The 12768-nt window shown below is 46.9% G+C and carries 8 protein-coding genes and 1 CRISPR repeat array; all 8 genes read left to right on the top strand.

What is annotated here, in order from left to right:
* The first annotated feature begins 22 nt into the window (after positions 1–22).
* The 8 genes from cas10d to cas2 are packed head-to-tail and all read left to right on the top strand — an operon-like array spanning position 23 to position 8081.
* Positions 23–2983, top strand: a complete 2961-nt coding sequence (gene cas10d / locus IXB50_RS04490) for a type I-D CRISPR-associated protein Cas10d/Csc3 (RefSeq protein WP_215607749.1) — start codon at positions 23–25, stop codon at positions 2981–2983.
* Between the two features lie 47 nt (positions 2984–3030).
* A complete protein-coding gene (gene cas7d, locus IXB50_RS04485) occupies positions 3031–4020 on the top strand; it encodes a type I-D CRISPR-associated protein Cas7/Csc2 (RefSeq protein WP_216867586.1) in 990 nt (329 codons plus the stop codon).
* 12 nt (positions 4021–4032) lie between these two features.
* Positions 4033–4764: a type I-D CRISPR-associated protein Cas5/Csc1 gene (cas5d, locus tag IXB50_RS04480; protein ID WP_215607748.1), complete on the top strand. Its 732-nt coding sequence runs from the start codon at positions 4033–4035 to the stop codon at positions 4762–4764.
* Positions 4748–5548, top strand: coding sequence for a CRISPR system precrRNA processing endoribonuclease RAMP protein Cas6 (gene cas6, locus IXB50_RS04475; protein ID WP_215607747.1), 801 nt, complete (start codon positions 4748–4750; stop codon positions 5546–5548). The genes cas5d and cas6 overlap by 17 nt, the downstream gene beginning before the upstream one ends.
* Before the next feature lie 40 nt (positions 5549–5588).
* Positions 5589–6200 carry a hypothetical protein gene (locus IXB50_RS04470; protein ID WP_215607746.1) on the top strand — a complete coding sequence of 204 codons (612 nt, stop codon included), beginning with the start codon at positions 5589–5591 and terminating at the stop codon, positions 6198–6200.
* 2 nt (positions 6201–6202) lie between these two features.
* Positions 6203–6799, top strand: coding sequence for a CRISPR-associated protein Cas4 (gene cas4, locus IXB50_RS04465; RefSeq protein WP_215607745.1), 597 nt, complete (start codon positions 6203–6205; stop codon positions 6797–6799).
* 11 nt (positions 6800–6810) lie between these two features.
* Positions 6811–7788 carry a type I-D CRISPR-associated endonuclease Cas1d gene (gene cas1d, locus IXB50_RS04460; protein ID WP_215607744.1) on the top strand — a complete coding sequence of 326 codons (978 nt, stop codon included), beginning with the start codon at positions 6811–6813 and terminating at the stop codon, positions 7786–7788.
* Positions 7788–8081 (top strand): CRISPR-associated endonuclease Cas2, encoded by a 294-nt coding sequence (gene cas2 / locus IXB50_RS04455; RefSeq protein WP_215607743.1) that lies wholly within the window; start codon positions 7788–7790, stop codon positions 8079–8081. Before cas1d ends, cas2 begins: the two co-directional genes overlap by 1 nt.
* Positions 8082–8311: 230 nt before the next feature.
* Positions 8312–12656: a CRISPR direct-repeat array (repeat unit 37 nt; unit sequence CTCGCCAAACACCAATCCCGATCAACGGGACTGAAAC).
* Positions 12657–12768 lie beyond the last annotated feature (112 nt).

Here is a 12768-nt window from a genome sequence, read left to right as displayed (position 1 = left end):
ACACACTCCTTCCAAAAATGTTATGGCAACTCTATTACAAACGCTACTAATTAACACCCTCGCTGCTGATACTGATCCTATTTTTCGACAGTTCATTGATACGGTTCTGCCTGCAATGGAACAGGAATTTGGCTCTATTACTGCTTTGGGTGGCTCCTATGAGGTACATCTTGATCGCTTAACTCGTAAAAAACATCCCTATGCAGAAGAAACAGCACAACGATGGGCCAACAGTGCTGATCAGAGCTTGCTTGTACATGTGCTTAACGGTTTACTAACCGCCTGGAACCTGATTCCATTTTTACCAGACAATGACTTAACGGATACCGAAAAACGATTGCTGTGCCTGGGCTTAACGTTGCACGATTATAACAAATACTGCCAGGGGGAAGAAGATGATCCACCCAAAGCTTATGAAGTAGATAGTATCCTGGCACTTTGTCACGAAATGGGACAAAAGCTCAATTTTGAAAGTTTTTGGCCTGAGTGGAAAGACTACGTCTCAGAGATTGGATTCCTGGCCCAAAATACTCAGGGCAAACATGGTACTAATTTAGCCCCACGCAATTGGCCAGACTTTAAGTTACGTGACCGTCGCTTGCTCAAGCCATTACGACCACTACTTGCTTTTGGTGATGTGGCAGTCCATATGACTAATCCTGCTGAAGTTGAAACAACTACCCGTAAGGATCGGCTGCGAGATCACTTAGATAGTCTCGGGATCTCAGGGAAGCTTGTTTATCATCGCCTGCGGGATGTAACCGGCATTTTAAGTAATGGTATCCATAATGCTGTTTTAGCTTTTACTGCACAGGAAGACTGGCAGCCTATCTTATATTTTGCTCAAGGGGCCGTTTACTTAGCTCCCAAGAAAACTGAAGTACCAGAACCTGACCACCTTAAACATGCTCTATGGAACTCTATAGAAGAACTATTATCTGGTGCCATGTTGGGGGGGGATATTGGCTTCAAACGTGATGGCAAAGGAGTCAAGGTATCACCCCAAACGTTAGAGCTATTTTCCCCCGAGCAACTCATTCGAGGGTTGCCAGAGGTCATTACAGCTAAAGTCAGAAATGAGAAGTCCCCAGCAACACCAAAACGACTTGACAGCCTGGAACTAAGTGAAACTGAGCGAGCACGACTTGGTACGGTGGCTGACATCCGTAGTGACCGTTTAGCTGAGCTTATTGGTCTTGTTCAAAAGGAATTTTTTAGTAAAACTCCTGAATTTACACCATGGGTTCTAGAGCAGCTAAAAATCCAGGATGAAATAACGCCTGAACAAACCCAGGTACAAAAAGGTGGTGTTAACTATGGTTGGTATCGAGCTGCTGCTGAATATGTTCTAAAACATCAAACATTGGATACAGAGCAGTTTTCTGAAATATTAGAGGAGTTTGTTAAAGCTCTTGCTGATTGGGCAACAGAGAAACAACTATTACCCGAAACTGTTAACCCAACCAAAGAGGCTTTTCTCAGTTATCTCGACCAGTATCTTGAAATATCTGGTTGGGATAGTGTAGGAGGCTCATTTCAGCAGGAACTAGAACGCTATACCATTGCTAAAACTAAAGGCTCCAAGCAGCCCATTTGCTCTCTAAGTTCAGGTGAGTTTATTTCAGAAGATCAGATGGACTCTGTAGTGCTCTTTAAGCCTCAGCAATACAGTAATAAGAATCCATTGGGGGGTGGACAAATCAAGCGAGGCATTTCCAAAATATGGTCTCTTGAAATGCTTTTACGGCAGTCAAAATGGGCTGTATCCTCTGGCAAAATGGAAGACCAGCAGCCTATCTTCCTGTACATGTACCCTGCCTATGTGTACTCGCCTCAGGTAGCCAAGGCAGTGCGTGTATTAGTCAATGACCTTAAGCGAGTTAACTTTTGGGAATTACATAAGTTCTTGATTGAGCATGATTTAGATATTAATGCCCTAAAACAGTATCCATGGCTTTCGGAGACAGAGCCTGAAGAGGGGCGATTTAATGATGAAAAATATGCTGGACAAGATTTGCCTTTCTTAGGCATCAGCTATACCACTACACGCGGTAAAACTCACACCGATGCTTGGGCAGAGCCTGCTTTTCTATCCCTCGTAATTGCCAAGTTCTTAGGGATTAAAGTTGTGGCAACTGCTAGCCAAACACCCCTATATAGAAGTGACAACGATTTTAGAGAATCTATCAAGCTAGATGGGCTTGCCAACTTTTGGAGTGTCCTAAACTTACCTGATGCTATTCACCTAGAGGAACATCACCAGGGACATATTCAACGCATCGAAGATTTTATGCAGCGTCTACTGATCGCCTACAGTGTTCATCTTGAAAATCAGGCCGATAAACCAGATCCACGCTGGCGAGCCTTGCCAGATACTGCCCGACAGCTAATGAGTAATGTACTGAACCTATTTAGTCTGGCGGAATCGGGCTGTCGTAAACGAAAACGTGATCCCACACCAGACGACGCTCAACGCTATTGGGAATATGCTCAACTTTGGTCTCAAGGAGATGCCATAATGGAAGAACAGATATCTCTCGTTAAACGGTTAGCCCAAGAATATCGACAATTTTATAAAGTCCGTAGCACCGCTTCAAGCCATGCAATTTTGCTGCCTCTGACAAAAGCCCTCGACACTATTTTGTCAGTGCCTTCCGATCTACCCGAAGAGGATTTAATTTTAGAGGGATCTGGCCAGCTTAAAGATGCACTTGAGCGGCAAGAAGTCTATACCAGACCACTCTTGCTGGATAAGTCTAAAGACATTGCTCTACGCAAAGCGCAGGAACTGCAAGCCATCCAACAATTTATGGCCACCTGTGTCGAGCAGTTGTTTAAGGGGCAGTATCAAAAAGATATTGCCTTACTTCAAGAAAATCGAAACAGAATCAAGTCTGGCGTTGAATTCGCCTATCTGATACTGAATTTAGAAGACGCACAGCAAGAAACTGAATCAGAGACAGAAACTGAATCAGCAGCCTAACTTTGGCTAAATAAGCCCATCAAAATTCATCAAAGGAACTTTTTGTTATGTCTATTCTCGAAACCTTAAAACCTGAATTTCATAGTGCTTTTCCCCGCCTTGCCTCTGGTAAATACATTCACTTTTTAATGTTGCGGCACAGTCAGTCATTTCCAGTCTTCCAAACGGATGGTGTGCTAAATACAGCCCGAACACAAGCTGGCGCTAATACTAAAGAGACAATTAGCCGCTTAGTCATGTTCAAACGGAAACAAACCACACCAGAACGGCTAACTGGAAGAGAACTGCTAAGGGCATTGGAACTGACCAGTGCAGACGAAACTGATAAAGCAAAATATTGTGAATACAATGGTGAAAAGTCTTGTAAGCATTGCCCAGACTGCATTATCTACGGCTTTGCCATTGGTGATAGCGGCTCTGAACGCTCTAAGGTTTATTCGGATTCCGCTTTTTCGCTAAGCCCTTACGAAACCTCTCACAAAAGTTTTACCTTTAATGCACCGTTTGAAGGTGGCACCATGAGTGAAAAGGGCGAAATGCGGAGTTCTATTAATGAGCTGGACCATATTTTACCTGAAGTTACCTTTCCAACGGTTGAAACGCTTAAGGATGCGACTTTAGAGAGCTTTATATATGTATTGGGTAATTTACTGCGCACGCGACGGTATGGTGCCCAAGAGACTCGAACTGGAACGGTCAAAAATCACATTGTTGGTATTGCGTTTACCGATGGTGAAATATTCAGTAACTTACATTTTACCCAGGCCCTATACGATGCCAGTAAGTCAGATTTATCAGCACCAATTGACACACTCTGCCAACGTGCAACTGAACAAATTGAGCCACTATTAGAGAATGAACCTGTGCGTAAGAATCAAGTCATTATTGGTGATAAGTTAACCCAGTTACTTGGGGAGGTGTCTGCTATTTATCAGGATGAAGATCAACTCAGAGAGATGCTTCAGGCCCTGTATGAGCAAACCACTGCCTATGCCACAACCTATGGTGCCATGGCCAAAGGCAAAAAGAAAAAATAGGGAGTAAATGACATGCATATTTATCAATGCAATCTCACACTCCATGACAATGTGTTTTTTGCCACCCGTGAGATGGGGACCCTCTATGAAACTGAGAAGTACTTACATAACTGGGCATTAACCTATGCTTTTTTCTCAGAAACTCACATTCCCCGTCCTTATCGGATGCAGGGTAAGACAGCTCAGAAACCAGGCTATCTTGATCCAGACCATGAGCAAAATCTATTGCAACTGAATGGTTCAGGGCTGTATCTCTTGCCTGCAAAACCATTGCGATGGAGCTATCAAGTGAATACGTTTAAGGCGGCTCAGGTTGCCTATTATGGCCAGTCTAAACAGTTTGGAGCCAAAGGAGCCAAGCGTAACTATCCGATCAATTTTGGTCGTGCCAAAGAGTTAGCGGTGGGGAGCACCTACCGCACGTATTTAATCTCACCTCAAGCGCTAGAGATAAAGACTCTACCGCAATGGATTCGATTAGGAAAATGGGCCGGGAAAATCCATGTTAAATATATCCCTTTAGCCGATATCAAACGAGACAAAGGAACCTTTGTCTGCACCCATCCTTTGAATCCCATGGATTTACCACCACAGATCCAGCTAAAGCTCTATGACCGCATTGTGATGCCACCTGTGAGCCTCGTGAGTCAGGCCCAGCTAGAAGGAGCCTACTGGCAATTGCCTGACGGGAAAAAATTACCGGCTGATTTAGCCTATGGAGTTGGATATGCTGCCACAGCTTAGTGAATCAGATAATCTACATGCGATCGCAATCCAGCTAGTCGCATCAAAACAAGGGTCCTTACCCAGAAACCTAAACCGTGCCACCCATGCTCAAATTATGACCTGGCTAAGCAATGCTGATCCTGAGTTGGGTAGTCAAGTGCACAACATACAGGGGGCTCCCATGAGCATTTCAGGGCTGCTCGGACATCGACGTAAAAAAAACTTTGTCAAGGCGGGTGATGAATTCACCTTAAGAGCAGGCATCTTACATGGAGACCTGATTTCACCCCTACTAAAGGGACTAGAAAATCACGGGCTAGAGAAAGTTGTCATGATAGATTTCCCATTTTCTATCAAGGCAATATATGCCATGCCAGGTAGTCATCCTTATGTCGGCTCTTCTCAGTATTCACTTTTAGCAAAAGCCCCCAGTCTTGGTCAGGACATTACCCTTGAATTTCTCTCACCCACCAGCTTCAAACAAGAGCAGCACATTCAACCATTCCCCCTTGCCGCTAGCGTCTTTGGCAGCCTGCTCAAACGCTGGAACACTTTTGCCCCAGAAGCCTTAGCCTTGCCAAAAATCCAATGGAACGGCTGGGTTGCCGCCTATGACCTCAAAACCAAAGCCATCCGCATGGAAGGTGGTCCCCAAATCGGCTCAGTTGGCTGGGTCAAATACCACTTTCCAGACCCAGAGCAGGCTCGTATTGCCAGTATATTAGCCCACTTTGCCTACTTCGCTGGTGTGGGCCGTAAAACCACCATGGGAATGGGCCAAACCCGCCTCAAACAACGATAATGAAATCAGATCAAGCCCATAGCAAATCAAGGAGTACACCATGGCTCAGGTGCTTAAGCCCGATCAGTCTTATACCTTTAGCAAAATCTTTGACCTGAAGATACCGGCTGACGAGTTGGCCCAGGAGCTAGGCTATACCTTGAGCCGAAAACGGCTAGACCTACCCCGCTTTCCAGGCGAACTAGACCGGATTCAAGAACTATGCGATCGCATCGAAGAAATCCTACCCTACGTAGACCTGGCCAGCGAAACCTCAAGACGAGAAGTACTCATCTCACGGGTGGTATCAGAGTTAGTCCATTACACAAAAGCCCAGTTACGAATCGAATACCCCATTAAAGTTAGTCTCCAACTTCAGGGTTATCTAGACTATTTACTCAGAACCCAAACAGAATTGCTAGTCATCGAAGCAAAGCGACAAGATCTAGATTACGGCTTTACCCAGCTGGTCGCAGAAATGATCGCTTTAGATCAATGGGATAAAACACCTAAACAATCTGTATTACTGGGTGCTATTACCACAGGAACCGTTTGGCAATTTGGTCAGCTCGACCGTAACACCAAACATATCGAACAAGGTTTAAATAGCTATCGTGCCCCCGAAGACTTAGACGACCTTATGCGCATTTTAGTCGCTGCCCTTTCACCGTAACCATGAGTGAATATTATCTTCCCCTCGCATATTTGAATGCGTGGGAATATTGTCCACGCCGTTTTTATCTGGAATACGAACTTGGCGAAATGCAAGACAATGCCCATATTGTTATGGGACGTCACCTACATCGCAACATTGACGAAGAAACGGTTCGTCAGGAAGGCGATACCCGCATTTACCAACAACAATGGGTCTGGAGCGATCGCCTGATGGTCTCCGGCAAAATCGATGCTGTCGAAGAAACCCATGGTCAACTCGTACCACTCGAATATAAAAAAGGACGCATGGGTCAGCACCTGAGCGATCACTTTCAGCTATGTGCTGCTGCCCTCTGCCTTGAAGAACGCACTGGTCGAGAGATTGCCCATGGTGAGATTTTTTATCATGCTAATCGTAGACGTGAGCATGTGCCCTTTACTGAGCAGTTGAGACAAGCAACAGAGACAGCGATTGTCAGTGCCCAAGCTGCCCTTGATAAACCTATTCCAGTACCCATAGACCATCGTAAAAAGTGCCAAGCCTGTAGCTTACAAGATATTTGTTTACCCATAGAAACTAAAGCTCTAAGCGCCCAACCCATTCGAACCAAAAATTAATCATCAATCTCATGTCTTCTCTTTATATCACGCAGCCGGATGCCGTACTCAGTAAAAAATACGAGGCTTTTAACGTTGCTCTAAAACAAGAGGATGGTACTTGGAAAAAACAATCAATTCCGGCCCAGACAGTAGAACAGGTCGTGCTGATGGGAAATCCCCAAGTAACTGGCGATGCCTTGATGTATGCTCTGGAACTTGGCATGCCGGTTCATTACCTATCGAGCTTTGGTAAATATTTAGGTGCCGCTCTACCGGGGCATTCGCGTAACGGTCAACTCCGGCTTGCTCAATATGGAATGTATCGCGATACTGAACAACGCTTAATCCTGGTAAAGGCGATGATTACGGCCAAAATCCATAATCAGTATGGGGTGCTTTATCGCCATGGCCAAAAGGATAATCCTCTGAAGCAACGTAAAGGTATGGTTGCTCAGCAACAAACTTTAGATAAAGTGCGTGGCATCGAAGGGTTAGCCGCTCGCGAGTATTTTGCTTGCTGGTCTACGATGTTGGCTAAGTCCTGGCGATTTACTGGTCGTAATCGCAGGCCACCGACTGATCCGGTAAATGCGCTGTTGAGTTTTGCTTATGCTCTTTTACGAAGTCAAGTCACGGCAGCGGTTCACATTACTGGTCTGGACCCTTACATTGGTTATCTGCATGAGGTTCACCATGGCCAGCCGTCGATGGTTCTGGATTTGATGGAGGAGTTTCGGCCCTTAGTCGCTGATAATTTGGTCTTGGCTGCTATCAACAATCGTGCAATTCAACCAAAAGACTTTACTGAGAGTTTGGGCGCTTATCGTTTGTCAGATAATGCTCGGAAAGCTTTTCTGCAGGCATTTGATCGCAAGATGAATGATGAGTTTAAGCATCCCGCATTTGGTTATCGGTGTAGCTACCGACGGGCGATTATTTTACAGGCACGATTGCTGGCAAAGTATCTACAGGAGGGAATTGAGTATAAGGGGTTGATGCTGCGGTAATGGCGACGCTTTTTTATTTGATCATCTACGATCTACCTGATTCTAAGGCGGCGAATAAACGTCGTAATCGTTTGCATAAACTATTGTCTGGCTATGGTACCTGGACTCAGTACAGTGTATTTGAGTGTTTTCTAACGGGTATGCAGTTTACTAAATTGCAAACTCAGATAGAAACATTAATCAAGACGGATGAGGATTCTGTCCGGGTGTATGTGCTAGATGCTGGTGCAGTCAAGCGAACTATTGCCTATGGTTCTGAGAAACCTCGTCAGCAGACGGCTATCGTACTGTAGTGCTAATTTTCCTGAATTATTGGTGTCAACACCTCGTTTTTTTGGCAGACTAAAGCAAGGGCAAATTCCCTAGGGGTTTGCCAAATGGCTAGAACCTTGATAATTGAATAGTTCTAAGAATCTTTGGATAAGTTGGCTGCTAGCTAATTTAAGCTAAATCACGCTATAGTTTTGACCTTTGCCAAAAGTATGGGTGAAAGGCTTGCCAAGCAAGCTTTTGAGAGCGCGGACTCGCCAAACACCAATCCCGATCAACGGGACTGAAACCTCTGCTGTAGGAAAGTCTACTTTAGGATCGAAAATCTCGCCAAACACCAATCCCGATCAACGGGACTGAAACGATATTCTAGCCGATGGGCAACAAAACAAGAAAGCTCGCCAAACACCAATCCCGATCAACGGGACTGAAACGTTGCTGTTTTCGCTTTCGGCTTGCTGGGCCTTGGCCTCGCCAAACACCAATCCCGATCAACGGGACTGAAACTCAACGTATACATATCTATGGCTAGGCTCAATACTCCTCGCCAAACACCAATCCCGATCAACGGGACTGAAACCTCCAAGATTACAGCTTGGTCGTAAGTGCGATTACGCTCGCCAAACACCAATCCCGATCAACGGGACTGAAACCGTCGCCAACTACTCAAACAGCACAGCCACCCAGCTCGCCAAACACCAATCCCGATCAACGGGACTGAAACCGATACTGGAAGCCATACGCAAAGCTAGTTGCCCATCTCGCCAAACACCAATCCCGATCAACGGGACTGAAACTCCTCAAAAGAGCAGGAGCAGGACGGGCACGCGTTAGCTCGCCAAACACCAATCCCGATCAACGGGACTGAAACTTTGACTACAAGCCACTCAGCAACACCTTTGTCTGGACTATCTTCGCTCGCCAAACACCAATCCCGATCAACGGGACTGAAACGTTCTGCCTTCTATGCTCGCAATTTGCCCCTGGCTTCCTCGCCAAACACCAATCCCGATCAACGGGACTGAAACTCTCTCCTGAGCAGTGGGCATTGGCCAGAATTAACCTCGCCAAACACCAATCCCGATCAACGGGACTGAAACGCACCATTGACACCAACAACGACATGCGAGGAACTGCTCGCCAAACACCAATCCCGATCAACGGGACTGAAACTTGCAGTTGCAAGCTGTTTGGTCCCGTCAGACCGCTCGCCAAACACCAATCCCGATCAACGGGACTGAAACTTTTCTTTCCCCATCAATGGCTTACTGAGATTTTTCTCGCCAAACACCAATCCCGATCAACGGGACTGAAACAATAGTGTATTTTCTTTCCCCTGTTCCTTTCTTGGCTCGCCTCGCCAAACACCAATCCCGATCAACGGGACTGAAACTGCTCCAGTTCCTGTTTTTCCCAATTGACCCTTAACTCGCCAAACACCAATCCCGATCAACGGGACTGAAACTCAACTATGCAAAGATTAGCTTTCTTAGCTTCTGTCCTCGCCAAACACCAATCCCGATCAACGGGACTGAAACATGCAGTGGATCGCTACGAGCACAAGCAATCTGCAGCTCGCCAAACACCAATCCCGATCAACGGGACTGAAACGATTAACTTCCTTGTCTACGTCAATCTCGTGATAGCTCGCCAAACACCAATCCCGATCAACGGGACTGAAACACCGGCAATAAGCGCTCAAAGATGTTTGTCAACTCCTCGCCAAACACCAATCCCGATCAACGGGACTGAAACAACGAGAAGGACTCGTTGATGGTTGCGCCCAGTTGGCTCGCCAAACACCAATCCCGATCAACGGGACTGAAACGAGGGCCTAATTCCAAGCCCATGGATATTTTGATAACTCGCCAAACACCAATCCCGATCAACGGGACTGAAACCTGGCGGAAATGCGATCGCAAAGACAAATCCTCAACTCGCCAAACACCAATCCCGATCAACGGGACTGAAACTTTAAACCTGTTGCTATTGTGAGTGAGACCGATAACTCGCCAAACACCAATCCCGATCAACGGGACTGAAACTTACTGCTTGTGTTGGAACATTCTTATATTGAAACTCGCCAAACACCAATCCCGATCAACGGGACTGAAACGCATTTGAGAACTATCGAACACGGGAATATCTAAGCTCGCCAAACACCAATCCCGATCAACGGGACTGAAACCCGAAAGCCCTAGTCTGTAAGGGTCTTAGGTGTGAACACAGCTCGCCAAACACCAATCCCGATCAACGGGACTGAAACTTGCCTTTCAGCTGGACTCCATAACGTTGGCGATGCTCGCCAAACACCAATCCCGATCAACGGGACTGAAACTTGCCATAGAGCACCCAAAAGCCTAGCCCTATATACCTCGCCAAACACCAATCCCGATCAACGGGACTGAAACTTGAATATACAGCAATCCCCGCGCTGACAGTTGCCCTCGCCAAACACCAATCCCGATCAACGGGACTGAAACGACCCGCACGTCTAACGCTTTGAGCTGGCCTGATGCTCGCCAAACACCAATCCCGATCAACGGGACTGAAACCCACCTTCGGACCCGCCTATCGGCCCACCTGATTTTCTCGCCAAACACCAATCCCGATCAACGGGACTGAAACGAGCGAGACGCTTTTACCTTAACTCATATTTCTCATGCTCGCCAAACACCAATCCCGATCAACGGGACTGAAACGTTTCTTATCAATACCGATGAATACCGTTTTCTATCTCGCCAAACACCAATCCCGATCAACGGGACTGAAACTTAGAAAAGAAAGGTTGAAGTATGAAGGAAGCGAGAACTCGCCAAACACCAATCCCGATCAACGGGACTGAAACAAGTGCTGGATCTTATGGAAAGCATTCGCCAGGAATCTCGCCAAACACCAATCCCGATCAACGGGACTGAAACTTCTTCCTCACTGGCACCATGGCAGCGCTCACACCTCGCCAAACACCAATCCCGATCAACGGGACTGAAACTGGCCTTAAGAAAATCATCCCCAGTCGTCGGCTCCTCGCTCGCCAAACACCAATCCCGATCAACGGGACTGAAACCATCACTTGAGATAGATTCCCTTAATCCCCAAAAGCTCGCCAAACACCAATCCCGATCAACGGGACTGAAACGGCAAGTGACAATACCCACACGGCTCCTCGATACACTCGCCAAACACCAATCCCGATCAACGGGACTGAAACGCTTTGAGCAAATGGTCCAGGCTGCGACCAGGTTTCTCGCCAAACACCAATCCCGATCAACGGGACTGAAACTTCAGCGACCCCCACCACTGGGTAGATGTGATGTGGGCTCGCCAAACACCAATCCCGATCAACGGGACTGAAACACGGCAGGTGTGTGATGAAAACAATCCAAAATGGAACCTCGCCAAACACCAATCCCGATCAACGGGACTGAAACGCATTACCGCGCCAACCATTGCCAACCTTGTTCGGTCTCGCCAAACACCAATCCCGATCAACGGGACTGAAACAGGTGCCATTGGGACCAAGTTCAATCATGCTGCCCACTCGCCAAACACCAATCCCGATCAACGGGACTGAAACCATTCTCAAACCCGTCTGAGATAAGGCACTCAAAAACTCGCCAAACACCAATCCCGATCAACGGGACTGAAACATGATGCATGGTTTCCCGTACTTATCGCGCACCTTTGCTCGCCAAACACCAATCCCGATCAACGGGACTGAAACTGCGCGATCGTGAAAAAGACTGTGGCATTGTAGGCGAGCTCGCCAAACACCAATCCCGATCAACGGGACTGAAACATCTCTGAGCACTCCCCCATCCTCTTAAAGGTGGGGCTCGCCAAACACCAATCCCGATCAACGGGACTGAAACAAGGATCTACAGGTTGACCCCCCACCGGTCTATGCTCGCCAAACACCAATCCCGATCAACGGGACTGAAACTCACGTCTGGGAGTGTGTCGATATATCGTTCTATCTCGCCAAACACCAATCCCGATCAACGGGACTGAAACTACAGATTAGATATACTTATACCCTCAAATGCTTGATCTCGCCAAACACCAATCCCGATCAACGGGACTGAAACTGAATTAATTGATTATCTGGATTTATTTCTACCAGCCCTCGCCAAACACCAATCCCGATCAACGGGACTGAAACTAAAGCTAGAGTACGGGGGTTACACTCCATTACTTCCTCGCCAAACACCAATCCCGATCAACGGGACTGAAACGTGTGTACAGTGAGAGTATTGTAACTCTAATTAACTCTCGCCAAACACCAATCCCGATCAACGGGACTGAAACTCTTTTGCTGACATCCCATCTAGTGCTTTCTGGCCCTCGCCAAACACCAATCCCGATCAACGGGACTGAAACTTTTGCAAACGTAATGATGATCTCGTGAGTATTTTCTCGCCAAACACCAATCCCGATCAACGGGACTGAAACAACCCATCAGCAGCTGTGACGATGAGATCCCCGCTGACCTCGCCAAACACCAATCCCGATCAACGGGACTGAAACGAACTATCACTGTCAGTACCTTCCAGCGATTCAGCTCGCCAAACACCAATCCCGATCAACGGGACTGAAACTGCAGACCTAGCGGCTTTAATTTTATCTACCTTTCGGGTGTAACCGGTCTTGCGCTAAGTCTAAGCTAAAAGTGGCCAATCGGCTGCCTCTATTAGGTTTCGGTTCGGATAA

It is taken from the genome of Leptothoe spongobia TAU-MAC 1115 (assembly GCF_018739885.1).
GTDB lineage: Bacteria > Cyanobacteriota > Cyanobacteriia > Phormidesmidales > Phormidesmidaceae > Leptothoe > Leptothoe spongobia.
This window is presented reverse-complemented; position numbering and strand designations above follow the sequence as displayed.

Excerpts from the sequence above, each read along its gene's own strand:
- cas10d (WP_215607749.1), top strand. The coding sequence starts at position 23 with ATGGCAACTCTATTACAAACGCTACTAATTAACACCCTCGCTGCTGAT.
- cas7d (WP_216867586.1), top strand. The coding sequence starts at position 3,031 with ATGTCTATTCTCGAAACCTTAAAACCTGAATTTCATAGTGCTTTTCCC.
- cas5d (WP_215607748.1), top strand. The coding sequence starts at position 4,033 with ATGCATATTTATCAATGCAATCTCACACTCCATGACAATGTGTTTTTT.
- cas6 (WP_215607747.1), top strand. The coding sequence starts at position 4,748 with ATGCTGCCACAGCTTAGTGAATCAGATAATCTACATGCGATCGCAATC.
- IXB50_RS04470 (WP_215607746.1), top strand. The coding sequence starts at position 5,589 with ATGGCTCAGGTGCTTAAGCCCGATCAGTCTTATACCTTTAGCAAAATC.
- cas4 (WP_215607745.1), top strand. The coding sequence starts at position 6,203 with ATGAGTGAATATTATCTTCCCCTCGCATATTTGAATGCGTGGGAATAT.
- cas1d (WP_215607744.1), top strand. The coding sequence starts at position 6,811 with ATGTCTTCTCTTTATATCACGCAGCCGGATGCCGTACTCAGTAAAAAA.
- cas2 (WP_215607743.1), top strand. The coding sequence starts at position 7,788 with ATGGCGACGCTTTTTTATTTGATCATCTACGATCTACCTGATTCTAAG.